Here is a 17,223-nt window from a genome sequence, read left to right on the forward strand (position 1 = left end):
CGTGCTGGTTCCCGCGCGGGCGCGGAGTGGTGACTCGACATCAGGGAGACGCAACCTCAGCCGGTGGGCACGACGGATGGGTGGGGAGAGGTGAAGGGCTTCGGTCGGACGGCTACACGGCCATGCCGTACACGATCGTGAAGAGGGTGCCGAGGGAGCCGATGATGAAGACGCCGGTCAGGCCGGCGACGATGAGGCCCTTGCCCTGTTCCGCGCTGAACGTGTCGCGGAGCGCCGTCGCGCCGATGCGCTGTTTGGCCGCACCCCATACGGCGATACCGAGGCAGAGCAGGATGGCGACCGCCATCACGACCTCGATCATCACCTTCGCCTCGTTGCCCAGGCTGCCGAAGGGGCCCCAGTCCGGAGCGATCCCCCCGATGATGGTGTTGATGTCTCCCTTGTCGGCCGCAGAGAGCATGTAAGTCACCGCCCCTGGTGGGTAGTTCCGCGTCCCCTGCAGGTGCGCAGAGGTCAGGCATCATTGTCGCCGACAAAGGCGCCGTCCGATGTCGACTTGGCGTCATTGATTGGCGGGTTTCGTACGAATACCCCGTACGGTTACTCTGTGTATCACGGTAGGTAACGCCGGGCAACGATTCCGGTGCGGAACCTGTCCGTGGTTTGGTCGTTAGCCCCTGATTACCCGGTGGCGTTCGCGTTGATGTTCTCATGATGAACGGGCCGCGGCTGGATGCCGCGGCCCGTTCTCCCGTGCCAGGTGTGGCCCCCACGACCCACTGTGACACGACATGTGACTGGTGATCAGTTCAGGGTGGGGAGCAGGTCACCGTCCGTCAGTTGGCGAAGGCCGAGATGCCCTCCGGGGTGCCCCAGCCGGTCGGGCCGTCGTAGCCGGTCTCGGCGGTGCAGAAGTACGCCGTCGAGCAGGAGCCGTTGTAGCCGCTGGTCACGTCGTTGAGGGACGAGGTGCCCGCGTAGTCGTAGGGGTACTGCGCCGGGTAGGTGCCGCTGGCCGGGGTGCCGGCGAGGGCGTAGACGCCGGCGATGATCGGGGCGGAGACGCTGGTGCCGCCGAAGGTGTACCAGCCGGCGGTGACGCCGTAGGAGTCGTAGACGGAGACGCCGGTGGCGGGGTCGGCGACGGCGGAGACGTCGGACTCCATGCGCTTGGTGCAGCCGGTGTCGGTCTGCCAGGTGGGCTTGGCGTCGTAGGCGGAGCAGCCGGAGCCGGTGCCCTCGGTGCTGGAGGTGCGCCAGACGGCCTCGGTCCAGCCGCGGGTGGTGGAGGAGGTGGAGAGCTTGGTGCCGCCGACGGCCGTCACGTACCGGGAGGTTGCCGGGTACTCGGCGCCGTAGGCGCTGTCACCGGAGGAGACGGTGATGGCCACGCCCGCGTGGTTGTAGTACGAGGTGTCGTACGACGTCTGGGAGGAGGACTCGGAGCCGCCGTAGGAGTTCGAGACGAACTTGGCGCCCAGGGCGACGGCCTCGTTCTCGGCGGTGCCGAGGTTGGCGTAGCTGGCGCTGGTGGCCTCGACGAGGGTGATGTTGCACAGCGGGCAGATCGCGCTCGCCATGTCGAGGTCGAGGGAGATCTCCTCGGACCAGCCGGCGTCGCTGGTGGGGAGGGACGTCGTGGAGCCGGTCTGACTGACCTTCTTGAAGCAGCCGTTGGCCGTCGTGCAGGCCGAGAGGCCGTAGTACGAACGGTAGGTGGCGAGGTCGGCCTCGGCGTTCGGGTCGTTGTACGCGTCGACGATCGCGATCGTCTCGCCGGAGCCGTTGGAGGCGGCGGCGGAGGTCAGGCCGTAGGCGGACCGGAGGTTGGTCGGGCTGTAGCCGGAGGGGGTCGACGCGTCGGCCGCCTTGGGGGTGATGCCGGTCTTCGCGGCCTGCATCTTCTGGAAGGCGGTGAGGCCGCCGGTGACGCGGTAGGACTTGCAGGTGAGGTCACCCGTGTGCTTGGGGGTCGCACAGGGGGTGGCGGCGTAGGTCACCGCGGTGGAGGTGGTGGCGCTCTGTGCCGCGTCCGCCTGTACGGCGGTGCCGAGGCCGGTGAAGACAAGTGCGGCTGTGGCTATGACGACGGACCCTGTGCGGCGCCATCTACCGTGCGTGTGGGGGGAGTTGGGGGTCGTGGTACGCAAGGTGCAGCCTCCTGAGTCGGTGGAACAGGGGCGGTGCGGGTGCGTGCTGCCGGTACGGTTTCCCCGGCCGTGGGGGGCGGCCCGCGATGACCATCTCTTGTTGAGTACGCGACAACAAGGGGCTGCTGGAATCCTGACTTCCGGCTTACCGAACAGGGTCTGGCCCTTTACCAAACCCACAGGATTCTCATGGGAGTTGGGCCCCACGGCACGGCGAACGGGCCGCGGCTGGTTGCCGCGGCCCGTTGCCACTTGCTCCGCCGAGGGGACCCCACGTCCCCCTCTTGCCGGCGGCTCCCCGTGACCCGACGGGGAGGTTCTTACGGAGTGGAGTGCGGTCAGCCGGTGAAGGCGGACACGCCCTCCGGGGTGCCCCAGCCGGTCGGGCCGTCGTAGCCCGACTTCGCGGTGCAGAAGTAACTCGTCGAGCAGGAGCCGTTGTTGCCGCTCGTCACGTCGTTCAGGGCGGAGGTGCCGGCCGCTGCGTAGGGGTACGACGCCGGGTAGTCGCTGCTGCCGGGGGTGCCGGCGAGGGCGTAGACCGAGGCGATGATCGGGGACGAGGCGCTGGTGCCGCCGTAGGTGCCCCAGCCGGTGCCGTCGTCGCCGTAGGTGTCGTAGACCGAGACGCCCGTGGCGGGGTCGGCGACGGCGGAGACGTCGGAGATCATGCGCTTGGTGCAGCCGGTGTCGGTCTGCCAGCTGGGCTTGGCGTCGTACGCCGAGCAGCCGGAGCCGGTGCCCTCGGTGCTGCTCGTCTTCCACACGGACTCGGTCCAGCCGCGGGAGTTGGAGGACGTGGAGAGCTTGGTGCCGCCGACCGAGGTGACGTACTGCGAACCGGCCGGGTACTCGGCGCCGTAGGCCTCGTCGCCCGCGCTGGCGGTGATGGCGACGCCCGCGTGCTTGTAGTACGAGGTGTCGTACGACGTGTCGGAGGAGGACTCCGAGCCGCCGTAGGAGTTCGAGACGAACTTCGCGCCCAGCTTCACGGCCTCGTTCACCGCGGTGCCGAGGTTGGCGTCGCTCGCCGACTTGGCCTCGACCAGGAGGATGTTGCAGTTCGGGCAGGTCGCGCTGACCATGTCGACGTCGAGGGACTCCTCGCCGGCCCAGCCGCTGTCGGCGGTCGGCAGCGAGCTCGTCGAACCGGTCTGACTGACCTTCTTGAAGCAGCCGTTGGCCGTCGTGCAGGCCGAGAGGCCGTAGTACGAGCGGTAGGTCGCGAGGTCGGACTCGGCGTTCGGGTCGTCGTAGGCGTCGACGATCGCGACGGTCTCGCCGGAGCCGTTGTCGGCGGCCGCGTCGGCCAGGCCGTAGGCGGACTGGATGTCCGAGGGGCCGTAGCCGGTGGGGTCGTCCGAGGCGGCCTTCGGGGAGATGGTCTTCGGCGTGACGCCCTTCAGCGCGGCCTGCTTCTCCATGAAGGCGGTGGTGCCGCCGGTGACACGGAGGGCGTTACACGCGGCGAAGCCCTTCTTCGGCGTCGCGGCGCAGCCGATCTTCGCGTACTGCACGTGGGCCTTGGCGACCTGGGCGGCGATCGTCTTGGCGGTCGCCTTGTGGGGGGTGGTGGCGGCGCTCGCGTGGGCCGCGGTGCCGAGTCCGGCGAGCAGGAGCGCGGCGGTCGCGGTGGCGGCGGCGCCGAGTCTGCGCCAGTTGCCGCGTATGTGGGGGGAATTGGGGGGTGACGTACGCAACGTACAGCCTCCAGAGAGAGGTTGGCAGAGGCCTGCGGGTGGGGGGTCCACCGGTGAGGTTCCCGGTGGGGGCGGCGGCCCGCGACGACCATCTCTTGTTGAGTACGTGACAACAAGGCGGGTTCCGGAATTCTGACTTCCGCGTTACTCAAGGGGGTTGGGGGATTGCTGATCAGTGGCGGCGGGATGGGGTGGGGATGGCTCGGGCTTGACTCTCTCCACGGGAACTTCACAGCGGGACGCGCGTTGACTGGGGTCGCGGGCGGGTTCGGGGTGGGTGGTTCCGTTGTTTGCGGGGTGCGGGTGGGTGGGGGCTGGGTGCGCCCGCGCGGCGGAGCCGCATATCGACACAGCCCCGCGCCCCTGACGGCACCGGGGCGGGCGGGGTTGGGAGGTGCTGCGGAGTCGTGTGCCGGCGCAGCCCCGCGACCCCTGGGGCGTCAGGACTCGCGAGGGGTGAGGCCGTTCAGCAAGTGGTGGATCAAGGTGGGGATGTCGGATACCGCGGCCTCGGGGGTGAGGGTGCCCTGGGCTGCGAAGGATGCCGTGCCGTGGAGGGCGGCGCCGAGGACGAGGGCGATGGTCCAAGGGGGGCCGGGGATCATCTCGCCGCGCTCCTGGGCGTCGATGACGATCTGTACGAACTGGGTTGTCGTGCCGTCCACCGCTGCCCGGAGCTGCTCGGAGATGTCCGGGTCGTGCTTGCGGGAGTACATGACCTCCAGCAGTTCGGCGTTCGTGACCGCGAAGTGGACGTAGGTCCTGGCCAGTTCGGTGAGGCGGGCTTCGAGGGGGAGTTCGGGGCTGTCCGCGGCGGTCAGTTCCTTGGCCATGCGCTCGAAGCCGGTCAGGGCCAGGGCGTCCACCAGGGCCTGCTTGTCCTTGAAGTGGCGGCCGGGGGCCGCGTGGCTCACGCCGACGTCCCGGGCCAGTTCGCGCAGGGACAGCGCCGCGACCCCCTTCTCCAGCAGGGTGCGTTCCGCGCTCGCCAGGAGGGCTTGGCGCAGGTCTCCGTGGTGATAGGGGCGTACAGGCATGCGAACCATCGTATCCCGATGTTGTCGATGCCGACATTGTTGTCGCCGTCACCATTGTTGTCATTGACAGCATTGTTGGCGTTGCCTACATTGGGAGGCATGGACAACACGGACAGCACCATCGGCAGCAGTAGCAAGGGCAAGAGCAAGGTCAAGTGGGGCGTCGAGCGGATTCCTGATCTCTCCGGGCGTACCGCCGTCGTCACCGGGGCCAACAGCGGGATCGGGTTCGCGGCCGCCGCCGAGCTGGCCCGTGCGGGCGCGCGTGTCGTGTTCGCCGTACGGGACCTGGAGCGGGGGCGGGCCGCGGCGGCCAAGGTGAGCGGGAGTACCGAGGTGCGGCGGCTGGATCTCGCGGATCTGGCGTCCGTGCGGGAGTTCGCCGAGGGCTGGGACGGGCCGCTCGACCTGCTCGTCAACAACGCCGGCGTGATGATGCTCCCCGAGCGGCGGACGCGCGACGGCTTCGAGATGCAGTTCGGCACGAACCACCTGGGCCACTTCGCCCTCACGAACCTGCTGCTGCCGCACATCACCGACCGCGTGGTGACCGTCTCCTCCGGCGCGCACCGGATGGGCGACGGCTTCATCCACTTCGAGAACCTGAACCTGGACGGGATCTACAGCCCCCAGCGCGCGTACTCCCAGTCCAAGCTCGCCAACCTGCTCTTCACGCTCGAACTCCAGCGCAGGCTCACGGAGTCGGGCTCGCGCGTCCGCTCCCTCGCGGCCCACCCGGGCTGGGCGGCGACCAACCTCCAGAGCCATACGGCGAACCCGGTCTCCCGCGTGCTCATGGCCGTCGGCAACAAGGTCGTCGCCCAGGACGACAAGGGTGGCGCCCTGCCGACGCTCTTCGCGGCGACCCAGGATCTTCCGGGCGCGAGTTTCGCCGGCCCGAGCGGGATGGGCGAGATGCGGGGCGCGCCGACGCTGGTGGGGCGGAGCACGGCGGCGAGTGACGTGGAGGCGGCGGAGCGGTTGTGGGAGGCGTCGGAGGGGCTGACCGGAGTGGGTTTCCCGGCGCTGAGTCTTCCGGTGCGGGCGGAGTCGGGGCGGGCGTGAGGTTGCGGTGGATTCGAGGGGGAGCTGAGTTGGGGCGGGGGTTGGGGTAGGGCGAGGGCTGAGGCACCGGTCGGGGCGGGCGTGAGGTCGCGGTGGATTCGAGGCGGGAGCTTAGGCAGGAGGCGGGCGGGAGTTGAGGCAGGAGTCAGGTCGGCTGGGCGGTGTCGGGCAGCATCGGGCCGTGGCCGTGGCCGTGGCCGTGGTTGTGGCGGTATCGGTTGCTCGCCGGTCGCCGGTCGCCGGTCGCCGGTCGCCGGTCGCCGGTCGGGGATCGGCGGATCCTGGCCGCGGGGGTCGGACTCGCTCAGTGCTGCGGGGATCGGATTGGCGCAGCGTTCCGGGGACCGGATTCGCTCAGGGGCCCGGTACACCCCCGGCCCGCAAGGGATTCCCGGCGCACCGGCGGCTCATATCTCGGGGGAATCCCGGCGCACCGTCGGCTCATATCTCAAGGGAGTCCCGGCTCACCGCTGCCAGTCGCGGCCCGCGGCCGCCCTCACCCGGCCGTCGTCTCCGCAGGCCAGCAGGTCGAGCAGGAGGCCTCGGATCAGGGCCAGTGCCCGGGTCGCCCTGGTCTCCGCCAGGGCGGGTGGTGTGCCGGGGGGCTGGGCCCGTACGAGGAGGTCGAGCCAGTCCCGGGCCGCCTCGCCGGCGAAGCCCGCCCAGGGGCCGGGGTCGTGGCTGAGGGACAGCAGGAAGGCCTCGTACGTCAGCCTCACCATGGGGCGTTGCTCCGGTGCGGCGAGGAAGGTCCACAGGCTTTCCGTCAGGGCGTCGAAGCCGTCACCGGCCGTACCGGCCGCGTTGTCCGGCTCCGCCAGGACCGCTGCCATCATCCCGAGCTGCTCGTGGCGGGCCCGGGCGAGCAGTTGCCGTAGGAGCTCGTCCTTGCTGCCGAAGAGGTAGAGCAGGACGCGCGGGCTGGTGCCCGTGGCGGCGGCCAGGGGGCGCAGGGACAGACCGGTGAGACCGTGCTCGAGGAGGTAGCCGTAGCAGGCGTCGAGGAGTTCGGTGCGCCGGGGTGAAGGCGGTGAAGGCGGTGAAGGCGGTGATGGCTGTGACGGCGGTGATGACGGTGTCGTACCCACTGCGCTACCGTAACTGAAACGAGTGTTTCAGTGTCGGTCTCGGTGGAGGTCGCGGGATGGGTGGCCACGACGACTTCGCGCTCGGCGGGCGTACGGCCCTGGTGACCGGCTCGGTGCGCGGGCTGGGCCTGGAGATGGCGCGGGGGCTGGCCAGGGCGGGCGCGCGGGTGCTGGTCAACGGGCGGGATCCGGTCACCGCGGAGGCGACCGCCGCCGCGCTGCGTGACGACGGGCTGGACGCCGCGGCCGCCGTCTTCGACGTGACCGACCGTGCGGCGGCGCGGGAGGCGGTGGGCGGGCTCGGGGACATCGACGTGCTGGTCAACAACGTCGGGCACCGGGACCGGCGTGGCCTCGACGCCATGACGCCGGACGAACTGGCGCACATGCTGGACGTCCACCTGATCTCGGCGTACGCGCTGAGCCGGACGGTCGCCGAAGGGCTGGCCGGGCGCGGCACCTCGGGCCGCATCATCAACGTCTCCTCGGTCGTCGGCCAGTTGGGCCGCACCGGAGACATCGCCTACGCCACCGCCAAGGCCGGCCTCGACGGACTGACCCGGGCGCTGGCCGCGGACCTGGGGCCCAGCGGTACGACGGTCAACTCGGTGGCCCCGGGGACGTTCGCGACCGAGGTCAACGCCGGGCTGGCGGACGACCCCGAGTGGGGCCGGTGGCTCAAGAGCCGTACCGCGCTGGGGCGTTGGGGGCGGCCGGCGGAGATCGCCGGGATCGTGGTGTTCCTGGCGGGCGACGCGGCGTCGTTCATCACGGGGCAGACGATCGCGGTGGACGGCGGGATGACGACGACGTTCTGAGCCGCGCCCGCCAGCTCCCCCTGGTTTCCCCCGCTCCCCTCAACTCCAGGTGCGCGCCTGGGCGTTGAACACCGCCGGGTCGCTGTGCACCGGCAGGACGCAGAGCAGGTGGCCGCCGGGGGCGCGCAGCACTCGGCATTCCAACCAGCGGGCTGTCTCGGTCGCGCCGAGGGTGAGCAGGCGGGTGGTCTCCGCCTCCACCTCGTCGGTCTCGATGTCGATGTGGAAGCGCGGGTTGGGATCGTCGATCGACTGAACCGCCGTGACCAGGCCGGGAATTGCCTCGTGGAGCGTGGTGAACTGCTCCTCTCCGGGGACCGGTTCCGCGGGGGTGCCGAGTGCCGCGGACCAGAAGGCCGCCGCGACGGCGGCCTCCGGGCCGGGGGTGTCGATCAGGAGGGCGTAGACGCGGCTTCTATGCATCCGGCGTATCCGGCCTGATTCCCTTGGTTTCCAGGGGTGTTGTGTCCGCCGTGCCCTCCACGTTCTCCACGCCCTCCACGAAGTGGTCGAACTCGCCTGCCTGTACGCCGAGTACGAAGGCGTCCCACTTGCGGCGGTTGGTGGTGACTACGTTCTCCGGGTCGCTGGTCTCGCGGATGTAGACCGGGGCCTCGCCGTCGTCGCCGGGACCGAAGGCGAGCTCGATCCAGGGGCCGGGGCCCGTCGCGTCCGGCGGGGCGGCTCGTTCCCAGGTGAGGTCGGGGGGGATGTCGGACACGGGGGTTTCCTTCGTCGGGTGCCGGGGAGACGACGAGTATCGCGCAGGAGAGGCGGGAGGGGCGGACGGACAGTACGGTGGACAGACCGCCGGACCAAGCGTCGACCTGAGCGCGAACGCGCTGTTCACAGCGAAATTTCAGTAAACGTCGACGTCCTTTCTCACCTTCGTGGGACAGAGTGGGGCCCGATGAAGCGCAGCTCACGCATCTCCCGTTCCGCTCGCCTCGCGGGCAACCGCAGGTACGCGCTGTTCGTCGCCGTGGTGACGCTGGCGCTGACCTCGGCGTCCGTGGCGACCGCTGACGACGGTCCGGGGCCCTTCGGGGTGACCACCGTGACCGAGGTGAGCAAGCAGAGCCTGCGGGTCGGCGCCCTGTTCGGGGCGGCCCATGCCACCAGCCTTGCCGGCGGCCACCACTGCACAGCGTCCGTGGTGCACAGTGCGGGGCGCAACCTCATCGTCAGCGCCGCGCACTGCCTGGACGGGGACCCCGGTGACGTGTTCGTGCCGGGCTACCGGGACGGCAAGGCGCCGTACGGGGTGTGGAAGGTCGAGCAGCGGTTCCTGCCGGACGGGTGGTCCAAGGGGCAGGCCGAGGACAGCGACATCGGGTTCGCCACGCTCGTCGAGGTGGGCGGCAAGAACATCGAGGACGTGGTGGGCGCCGACCGGTTCACGACCGGGACGGCGACCGGGGCCACGGCGGTGACGATCACCGGGTATCCCTCCGCCACCGACCAGCCCATCAGCTGCACCAACAAGCCGACCCTGCACAGCGGCACCCAGCAGCGCATCGACTGCCCGGGCTTCACCGGCGGCACCAGCGGGAGTCCCTGGGTGAACGGGGACCAGCAGGTCGTGGGGGTCATCGGCGGGCATGAGCAGGGCGGGCTGACGCCCGACATCTCGTACAGCGTCGTGTTCGGGAAAGAGGCGGCCGAGTTGTACAAGGACGCCACGAGCGACCCGTCGTAGGACGGCTGATCAGTCGTAGGGCCGCTGGTCCGTAGTCGTATGGATCGTCCGTAATGAGGCGCTGTAAGGCGCGGTGTGTGGTGTACGCGACTCGTTGAATACGCGTCAGATGTGGTGGAAGCACGGCGAAATGCCGCCACCCTGCCCCGAAATGGCCTTGAACAGGGCTGACATGGGGGAGGGTTGAGCCGTGCGAAAAGTATGGGTGGCCGGTGGGGTCGCGGCTGGGCTGGGGCTCAGCTTTGTGATGCTGCTCGTCGTCGGGGTCTACCTCGTCGCCGGGAACCTCGTGAACGGGGCCGGCGGCGGGAGCGTCGCGCTCGCCAAGGGCGCGGTGCCGACGGCGTATTCGGCGCTCGTGCAGAAGTGGGGCAACCTCTGTCCCGCCCTCAACCCCGCGCTGCTCGCCGCTCAGCTGTACCAGGAGAGCGGGTTCAACCCGAACGCGAAGAGCCCGGCGAAGGCCGAGGGGATAGCGCAGTTCATCCCCGGGACCTGGGCCACGCACGGGATCGACGGCAACGGCGACGGCGTACGCAACGTATGGGACCCGAACGACGCGATCCCGTCGGCCGCGACCTACGACTGCGAGCTCGCCTCGTACGTGAAGGACGTGCCGGGGAACCAGACCGCGAACATGCTCGCCTCGTACAACGCGGGGGCGTACGCGGTCATCAAGTACGGGGGTGTGCCGCCGTACTCCGAGACCAAGAACTACGTGAAGACGATCACGACGCTCTCGCAGAGCTTCGCCGCGCCCGTCAGCCGGGTCGATCCCTCCGAGCAGGCCGCGACCGCCATCACCTACGCACAGGGCAAGCTCGGCACGCCGTATCTGTGGGGCGGGAACGGTACGGCCGACCAGGACGGGCGGTTCGACTGCTCGGGGCTGACGAAGGCGGCGTTCGCGGCGGCGGGGATCACGTTGCCGCGTGTCGCGAACGATCAGTACAACGCGGGACCGCATCCGCAGCGGGCCGAATTGCTGCCGGGAGATCTGGTGTTCTTCTCGGACGACCTGACCAATTCCCGGGCGATCCGGCATGTGGGGATTTATGTCGGCGGCGGGTACATGATCGACGCACCCCGGACGGGTGCTGTGATCCGTTTCGACCCCATTGACACCCCCGATTACTTCGGGGCCACCCGGGTCACCGAAGATGGCGCGAAAGCGCTCCCCACGACGGTGTGAACCGAGCGTGAACCCACCCCCTGAGCTGCGGCGATGAGTCTCTCTTCGATAACGTCTGAGTGATCATTCGGTGGAGGGTGGAACGTATTAAGCGGGACCGTGCGTTCCTGTTCAGTAATGCGCACGAGAGGTGCGCCCGGAACTACGACGAAGGAGCCGCAGCACCATGGCTGTACTCGCCGAATCCGGGTCGAATCCCGACGTCGATCTGCTCTACGACATCAATGGGCTCGCCAAGGACGCACCGCACTGGTTCGACCGGGGCATGGAGTTCGTCGGTGAGTACGGGTTGCTCGTCGCGATGGTGCTGCTCGTGGTGTGGTGCTGGTGGTCTGTGCGGCGGCGTGGGGGCGAGGACGCGGCGGGTTCTGTGGCCGGGCTCGTGTGGGCGCCGCTCGCCGCCTCGTTCGCTGTCCTCGTGAACGTGCCCATACGCGGGTTCGTGGAGCGGCCCCGGCCGTTCCTCGACCACACCGGGCTCGATGTGCTGATCTCCGGGAAGACCGACTACTCGTTCGTGAGCGATCACGCGACCATCACCATGGCGATGGGGGTCGCGTTGTTCGTCGCGGACCGGCGGTTCGGGGTGGCGGGGATCGGGCTCGCGCTGCTCGAAGGGTTCTGCCGGGTCTACATGGGCGTGCACTATCCGACCGACGTGATCGGTGGGTTCGCGCTCGGTACGGCTGTTGCTCTGCTTCTCTCTCCGGTTGCCATGGCTCTGCTTACGCCGGTGCTCAAGGCGGTTGAGTGGTCGGCGTGGGGTGGGTGGCTGGTTCGGTCGGCCGATGCTCGGCGGGTTCGGCGGGACGCCTTGATCCCGGGGGCCCGCACTGAGTCGTCCGGTACTGAAGAGCGGGACCTTGCGGCATAAAGGCTCCGCCTGGAGGTCGGGTCGTCGGCTGCGGGTGTCCGTTGTGGCTGGTCGCGCCCGCGCGGCGGAGCCGCAGTTGGATACAGCGCCGCGCCCCTGAGGGGGTTGCCGAACCGGAGCTGATTTCGTACCCCTTGCTTGGCCCCGCCTACAGCCCCTGCGGGTATGTGAAGAAGTGGGTCGGGTCGTACTGCTTCTTCAGAGTTGCCAGGCGGGTGGCCGCGTCGCCGTAGTACGCCTTGCGCCAGTTGGTGAGAGTTGGGTCTGTGTAGTTCTGGTAGGCCGCGCCGGAGGCGTAGGGCTTCATGGCGTTGTGGAAGGACGTCAGCCAGGACTGGGCCGATGTGCCGGCCGTGCCGGAGGGCCAGGAGACTATGTACTGGGCCAGGATGCGCGAGCGGCGGTGGACGAAGGCCGTCGCCGTGGGGGAGACGCGGTTGACCGCGCCGCCGAGGGCCGTCAGGGCGATGTCGCCGGAGTTGCCGCGGACCGCCTTCATCTGGTTGAGCATCGTCTGGATGCCCGTGGCCGAGATCGAGCGGTCGAAGAAGTCCGAGCGGCCGACGTAGGTCTCCCTCGCGAGTGCGCCCTGCGGGGAGCGGCCGGGGGTCGAACCCGGCAGATGGCACTGGGCGTCCGTCGAGAACGACGAGCAGCCCGCGTACGCGTCCATCGACTCCTCGTACGTGTGCCGCTTCAGCGAGACGCTCGACGCGTTGCCGCCGACCAGGTGGGCCAGCTTGTCGACCGCGTTCTGGAGTTCGTTGTAGGTGCCCAGGGAGAACGCGGCCACCGAGACCTTGGGGGTGCCGCCCGGCGTGTTCGTCAGGTGGCAGGACGACCAGATCTCGTCGGGCTGGTCCGGGCCCCACTCCTGCCATGCCTTCACCACGGCCGCCGCCATCGACGACGGCCAGGTCAGATAGCCCGATACGGCCTGGGGCGCGGGGTGGGTCTTGAACTGCAGCTCGGTCACGACGCCGAAGTTGCCGTTGCCCGCGCCGCGCAGCGCCCAGAACAGGTCTTTGTTCTCAGTGGAGTTGGCGACCAGCTGCTTGCCGTCCGCGGTGATCAGCGTGGCCTGGGTGAGGCTGTCGCAGGTCAGGCCGTACGCCCGGGAGACCACGCCGTGGCCGCCGCCCAGGGTGAGGCCGGAGACGCCGACCGTCGGGCAGGAGCCCGCGGGGATCGTCACGCCCTTCGCGGCCAGGCCCCGGTAGACGTCGATCAGCTTGGCGCCGGCGCCGACGACCGCGGAGGAACCGCTCGCCCGGATCTTGTTCAGCTTCGACACGTCGACGATGAGACGGCCGTCGCCGGAGGAGTAGCCCGCGTAGGAGTGGCCGCCGTTGCGGATCGCGACGTGGATGTTGTGGGCGCGGGCGTAGGAGAGGACCGAACGGATGTCGTCGGGGTTCGCGACGTACGCCACCGCGGCCGGCTTCAGGGAGTCGAAGCGGGTGTTGTAGAGCTGGTGGGCCGTCTTCCAGGAGGCGTCACCGGGGCGGACCAGGGTGCCGTCCAGCTCACGGGCCAGGGCGGCCCAGTTCGCGGCGGCGGCCGCGGTGGTGGTGCGCAGGCCCGATGTGCTCGTCGAGGTGGAGGCGTTGGACGCCGTCGCGGACGCGTCACCGCCGCCGGTGTTCTTGCCGTTGCACGCGGTGGTCGCGACCGCCGCTATCGCGGCCACGCCGCCGCCTATGAACGAACGCCGTTCCATTTCGCCTCCTGTGGGGTTCCGTCAAGTGAGATACGGGCCGGACCCCACAAGTTCTCGTGCGCATGTCACAGGTTCGGAACAGGCAGATGCCCCGTGGCATCCGTCCTGGCCTGGCTTCTCGCCCGTCTCGCCGGACCTCGCCAGCCGCAGACGCAACGGGCGAAGCAGAAAGGGCCCTGCTCGACCGTCGTCGTGCGATGTTCGGGATGTGCGGGGGGAGCCTGTCGTTCGTCCTGCTGCGCCACGTCGACCACGGTACCGAGCCCGGGTAAAGCGCTCGTATGGCGGTCGCGCGACGCCCATAGGGCGGTTGTACGGCCGCGACAACGCGTGACGGGCCCATCCACCCGTCGTTAAGCGGAACGACAGGGCCCGTGACGACGTACGGGGGTACGGCAGGCTATGGAGCGGCAGCAGATGGGGATCCCCCCGGCCGAGCGGAGCCGGGACCGGTGGACGGCCGGCGGGGTGGTCGTCGCGGCGGGACTCATGGTCGGGGTCTGTGTCGGCGCCGGTGGATGCAGCGCGGGTGACGGAGCGGCGACCGCGGACGCGCGCGGCGGTGGGGACGCGGTCGCGGCGGTGCGGCGCGCGGCCGACTCCCTTGTGGCGGCGGGGAGTTCACAGGCCCGTACGTCCATGGAGATGGCCACCGGCGGTACCCGCGTGACCATCCGCGGCGAGGGCGTCTACGACTTCCGGCGCCAACTCGGCCGGCTGAAGGTGCAGTTGCCGCAGGACCCGGCCGGCGCCAGCGAACACCGGCCGATCACCGAACTCCTCGCGCCGGGCGCCCTGTTCATGAAGAACCGGGGTGCCGGGGTGCCCGCCGACAAATGGGTACGGGTCGACACCGGGACGCTGACCGACGGCAACCTCGTGACCGGCGGGGCCACCGACCCGTACGCCGCCGCCGAGTTGCTGCGCGGGACGACTGGCGCGACGTATCTGGGGAAGACGGAGGTGGCCGGGGCCTCCGTGCGTCACTATCGGGGGGTCGCCGATCTCGCCGTCGCCGCGCGGAGCGCGTCGGCGGGGAACGAGGCGGCTCTGCGGTCGGCGGCGAAAGGGTTCGCCACCGCCCGGGTGCCCTTCGACGTCTACCTCGACGACCAGGGGCGCGTCCGCAAGCTGGGGCAGCGGTTCAGCTTCGTCAACGGGCAGCGGCACAACCCGGTGGCGGTCACCTCGACGACGTTGCTGTACGACTTCGGGGCCCCCGTGGACGTACGACTTCCGGCCTCGAAGGACATCTACGCCGGGCAGATCGCCGAGAAGTGACCTGAAACGGTCGGTGTGGGTCGGGGTGAGGACTAGCCCGTCCGTGCCATGCGCGTTGTGTAGACCGCTCCCTACTCTAGGAAGTCGGTGACGGCAGAGAAGAGGTGATGCACGTGGCTCCGGTCGGCGGTACGGCAGTTCAGGACCACGTGGCCCTCGCCGAGATCGAGCTGTGCGGAGACCTGATCATCGCGGCCTCGGCCGCTGAGGACCGGCTCAGCCTGGAGAGCATCGACGAGGTGCTGAAGGTCGCCGAGGAGCGGGATGCCCCCGGCGGGTCCAGGGGCTAGGTGCGGAGGAGTCGGGCGATCGCCTTCGTCGCCTCGTCGACCTTCGCGTCGATCTCCTCGCCGCCCTTGACCGCCGCGTCCGCGACGCAGTGCCGCAGGTGTTCCTCCAGGAGCTGCAGCGCGAACGACTGCAGGGCCTTCGTGGAGGCGGACACCTGGGTGAGTATGTCGATGCAGTAGACGTCCTCGTCGACCATGCGCTGCAGTCCGCGGACCTGGCCCTCGATCCTGCGCAGGCGCTTGAGGTGCTCGTCCTTCTGGTGGTGGTAACCGTGCGTGACCGGTTCCTGGGTCGATTTCCCGGCCGGCTCGTGCGCCGGTTCGGAGGGCGCTGCCGCCGCGCCGGCCTCGGTGGTCGTCATCGCGTCCATCGCGTCCTCCAGACATATACCCCTAGTGGGTATATCGTAACGAACTTTGCTGGGTATAGGGCCCTTGGTACGCCCCCGTGCGGATCACTGTGCCTGATGGGCGACACTGGGGGACGGCCCATTAGCCGTGGCCGGATGATGCACTTAGCATCAGCCTGACCGAAACCCATGCTTCCCGAGGACCCCTTGTGCGCTTTCGTCTGACCCCCAGGGAGACGAGCTTCTACGACATGTTCGCCGCGTCCGCGGACAACATCGTCACGGGCTCGAAACTCCTCATGGAACTGCTCGGGGCGGACACCGCCGGCCGGGCCGAGATCGCAGAGCGTATGCGGGCCGCGGAACACGCCGGTGACGATGCCACGCACGCGATCTTCCATCAGCTGAACTCCTCCTTCATCACGCCCTTCGACCGCGAGGACATCTACAACCTCGCCTCCTGCCTCGACGACATCATGGACTTCATGGAGGAGGCCGTCGACCTGGTCGTCCTCTACAACGTGGAGGAACTGCCCAAGGGCGTCGAGCAGCAGATCGAGGTGCTGGCGCGGGCGGCGGAGCTCACCGCTGAGGCCATGCCGAACCTGCGCACGATGGACAACCTCACGGAGTACTGGATCGAGGTCAACCGCCTGGAGAACCAGGCCGACCAGATCCACCGCAAGCTGCTGGCCCAGCTCTTCAACGGCAAGTACGACGCGATCGAGGTGCTGAAGCTCAAGCAGATCGTGGATGTGCTGGAGGAAGCGGCGGACGCGTTCGAGCACGTGGCGAACACGGTGGAGACCATCGCCGTCAAGGAGTCCTGACCTCTCCATGGACACCTTCGCTCTGGTCGTGACCATTCTGGTCGCGCTCTTTTTCACGTACACGAACGGTTTCCACGACTCCGCCAACGCGATTGCTACGTCCGTCTCGACCCGGGCGCTGACTCCGCGCGCGGCGCTCGCGATGGCCGCCGTGATGAATCTCGCCGGTGCGTTTCTCGGTTCCGGGGTCGCCAAGACGGTGAGTGAGGGGCTGATCGAGACCCCCGAGGGGTCGAAGGGGATGGGGATCCTCTTCGCCGCGCTGGTCGGCGCGATCACCTGGAACCTGGTCACCTGGTACTTCGGGCTGCCGTCGTCGTCCTCGCACGCGTTGTTCGGCGGCATGGTGGGGGCCGCGCTCGCGGGCGGTACGGATGTCATCTGGCACGGGGTCGTCGACAAGGTCATCGTGCCGATGTTCGTGTCGCCGGTCGTCGGTCTGGTCGGCGGTTATCTGGTGATGACGGCGATCATGTGGATCTTCCGGAAGGCGAACCCGCACAAGGCGAAGCGGGGGTTCCGTATCGCGCAGACCGTGTCCGCGGCGGGGATGGCCCTCGGTCATGGTCTCCAGGACGCGCAGAAGACCATGGGTGTCGTCGTGATGGCACTGGTGATTTCCGGCCACTCGACGTACGGCGATCCGATTCCGGTCTGGGTGAAGATCGTCTGCGCGTTGATGCTGTCGCTGGGGACGTACGCGGGTGGGTGGCGGATCATGCGGACGCTGGGGCGGAAGATCATCGAGCTGGATCCGCCGCAGGGGTTCGCGGCGGAGACGACGGGTGCGGCGATCATGTTCACCACCGCCTATCTCTTCAAGGCGCCGGTTTCCACGACCCATGTCATCACCTCGGCGATCATGGGTGTCGGGGCGACGAAGCGGGTCAATGCCGTGCGGTGGGGTGTTGCGAAGAACATCGTGCTGGGGTGGTTCATCACGATGCCGGCGGCCGCGGTGGTGGCTGCGTGCTCGTTCTGGGTCGTGGATCTGGCGTTCCTGTAGGCGCCGCTGTATGCCGGGGGCTGCGCCCCCTGGCCCCCTGTTTCCCACCCACCCACCCGTTTACGGTCGGCCAAGAGGGTGCCGTAGAAGCAGAGCGAATGGGCCGGGGTCTCGCGAGCGCTCCACCTTTCGACCTCGCGACCTGCCGTAAACGGCTGGGTG

At 69.1% G+C, this 17,223-nt stretch carries 19 protein-coding genes; 9 read left to right on the top strand and 10 right to left on the bottom strand.

What is annotated here, in order from left to right; translation table 11 throughout:
- Positions 1–112: 112 nt before the first annotated feature.
- The 4 genes from OG504_RS28655 to OG504_RS28670 all read right to left on the bottom strand — a co-directional run bounded on the left by OG504_RS28655 (position 113) and on the right by OG504_RS28670 (position 4,848).
- Complete coding sequence (locus OG504_RS28655; protein WP_033281366.1) at positions 113–421, bottom strand: hypothetical protein; 309 nt, start codon at positions 419–421, stop codon at positions 113–115.
- A gap of 376 nt (positions 422–797) precedes the next feature.
- Positions 798–2,111 carry a peptidase S8 gene (locus OG504_RS28660; protein ID WP_405992377.1) on the bottom strand — a complete coding sequence of 438 codons (1,314 nt, stop codon included), beginning with the start codon at positions 2,109–2,111 and terminating at the stop codon, positions 798–800.
- 338 nt (positions 2,112–2,449) lie between these two features.
- Complete coding sequence (locus OG504_RS28665; protein WP_405992378.1) at positions 2,450–3,811, bottom strand: peptidase S8; 1,362 nt, start codon at positions 3,809–3,811, stop codon at positions 2,450–2,452.
- 440 nt (positions 3,812–4,251) lie between these two features.
- On the bottom strand, positions 4,252–4,848 hold the full coding sequence (locus OG504_RS28670) for a TetR/AcrR family transcriptional regulator (RefSeq protein WP_405992379.1): 597 nt from the start codon (positions 4,846–4,848) through the stop codon (positions 4,252–4,254).
- A 99-nt stretch (positions 4,849–4,947) separates the two neighbouring features.
- Between OG504_RS28670 and OG504_RS28675 the strand changes: the two genes are divergently transcribed.
- Positions 4,948–5,913: an oxidoreductase gene (locus OG504_RS28675; protein ID WP_405992380.1), complete on the top strand. Its 966-nt coding sequence runs from the start codon at positions 4,948–4,950 to the stop codon at positions 5,911–5,913.
- A 464-nt stretch (positions 5,914–6,377) separates the two neighbouring features.
- Here the strand turns inward: OG504_RS28675 and OG504_RS28680 are convergent, their stop codons facing one another.
- The gene (locus tag OG504_RS28680; protein WP_405992381.1) at positions 6,378–7,001 is read right to left on the bottom strand and encodes a TetR/AcrR family transcriptional regulator; all 624 of its coding nucleotides are present in this window, start codon (positions 6,999–7,001) and stop codon (positions 6,378–6,380) included.
- A gap of 56 nt (positions 7,002–7,057) precedes the next feature.
- Between OG504_RS28680 and OG504_RS28685 the strand changes: the two genes are divergently transcribed.
- Positions 7,058–7,819, top strand: a complete 762-nt coding sequence (locus tag OG504_RS28685) for an SDR family oxidoreductase (RefSeq protein ID WP_405992382.1) — start codon at positions 7,058–7,060, stop codon at positions 7,817–7,819.
- 39 nt (positions 7,820–7,858) lie between these two features.
- Here the strand turns inward: OG504_RS28685 and OG504_RS28690 are convergent, their stop codons facing one another.
- Both OG504_RS28690 and OG504_RS28695 read right to left on the bottom strand, forming a co-directional pair.
- Positions 7,859–8,242 carry a VOC family protein gene (locus OG504_RS28690; RefSeq protein ID WP_405992383.1) on the bottom strand — a complete coding sequence of 128 codons (384 nt, stop codon included), beginning with the start codon at positions 8,240–8,242 and terminating at the stop codon, positions 7,859–7,861.
- Positions 8,235–8,540, bottom strand: coding sequence for a DUF397 domain-containing protein (locus OG504_RS28695; RefSeq protein ID WP_405992384.1), 306 nt, complete (start codon positions 8,538–8,540; stop codon positions 8,235–8,237). Before OG504_RS28695 ends, OG504_RS28690 begins: the two co-directional genes overlap by 8 nt.
- 189 nt (positions 8,541–8,729) lie before the next feature.
- On the opposite strand from OG504_RS28695, the gene OG504_RS28700 reads away from it, so the two are divergent.
- From OG504_RS28700 to OG504_RS28710, 3 genes are all read left to right on the top strand, one after another.
- Complete coding sequence (locus OG504_RS28700; protein ID WP_405992385.1) at positions 8,730–9,518, top strand: trypsin-like serine peptidase; 789 nt, start codon at positions 8,730–8,732, stop codon at positions 9,516–9,518.
- A 247-nt stretch (positions 9,519–9,765) separates the two neighbouring features.
- Positions 9,766–10,710, top strand: coding sequence for an NlpC/P60 family protein (locus tag OG504_RS28705; RefSeq protein WP_405996451.1), 945 nt, complete (start codon positions 9,766–9,768; stop codon positions 10,708–10,710).
- A 166-nt stretch (positions 10,711–10,876) separates the two neighbouring features.
- Positions 10,877–11,584: a phosphatase PAP2 family protein gene (locus OG504_RS28710; protein ID WP_405992386.1), complete on the top strand. Its 708-nt coding sequence runs from the start codon at positions 10,877–10,879 to the stop codon at positions 11,582–11,584.
- A 148-nt stretch (positions 11,585–11,732) separates the two neighbouring features.
- On the opposite strand, the gene OG504_RS28715 is transcribed toward OG504_RS28710, so the two are convergent.
- Both OG504_RS28715 and OG504_RS28720 read right to left on the bottom strand, forming a co-directional pair.
- Positions 11,733–13,304: an FAD-binding oxidoreductase gene (locus OG504_RS28715; protein ID WP_405992387.1), complete on the bottom strand. Its 1,572-nt coding sequence runs from the start codon at positions 13,302–13,304 to the stop codon at positions 11,733–11,735.
- 65 nt (positions 13,305–13,369) lie between these two features.
- Complete coding sequence (locus OG504_RS28720) at positions 13,370–13,549, bottom strand: hypothetical protein (RefSeq protein WP_078652460.1); 180 nt, start codon at positions 13,547–13,549, stop codon at positions 13,370–13,372.
- 172 nt (positions 13,550–13,721) lie between these two features.
- On the opposite strand from OG504_RS28720, the gene OG504_RS28725 reads away from it, so the two are divergent.
- A complete protein-coding gene (locus OG504_RS28725; RefSeq protein WP_405992388.1) occupies positions 13,722–14,585 on the top strand; it encodes a hypothetical protein in 864 nt (287 codons plus the stop codon).
- Positions 14,586–14,692: 107 nt separating this feature from the next.
- The gene (locus OG504_RS28730) at positions 14,693–14,875 is read left to right on the top strand and encodes a hypothetical protein (RefSeq protein ID WP_365309157.1); all 183 of its coding nucleotides are present in this window, start codon (positions 14,693–14,695) and stop codon (positions 14,873–14,875) included.
- On the opposite strand, the gene OG504_RS28735 is transcribed toward OG504_RS28730, so the two are convergent.
- Entirely contained in the window at positions 14,872–15,237 is a 366-nt protein-coding gene (locus OG504_RS28735; RefSeq protein WP_405996452.1) for a metal-sensitive transcriptional regulator, read from the bottom strand. The two genes, OG504_RS28730 and OG504_RS28735, sit on opposite strands and share 4 nt — an antisense overlap.
- 197 nt (positions 15,238–15,434) lie before the next feature.
- Between OG504_RS28735 and OG504_RS28740 the strand changes: the two genes are divergently transcribed.
- Entirely contained in the window at positions 15,435–16,055 is a 621-nt protein-coding gene (locus tag OG504_RS28740) for a DUF47 domain-containing protein (protein WP_266770821.1), read from the top strand.
- A 7-nt stretch (positions 16,056–16,062) separates the two neighbouring features.
- Entirely contained in the window at positions 16,063–17,061 is a 999-nt protein-coding gene (locus OG504_RS28745) for an anion permease (RefSeq protein WP_405992389.1), read from the top strand.
- Positions 17,062–17,223 lie beyond the last annotated feature (162 nt).

Origin of the sequence: Streptomyces sp. NBC_00986 (assembly GCF_045162565.1) — a bacterium.
Lineage (GTDB): Bacteria > Actinomycetota > Actinomycetes > Streptomycetales > Streptomycetaceae > Streptomyces.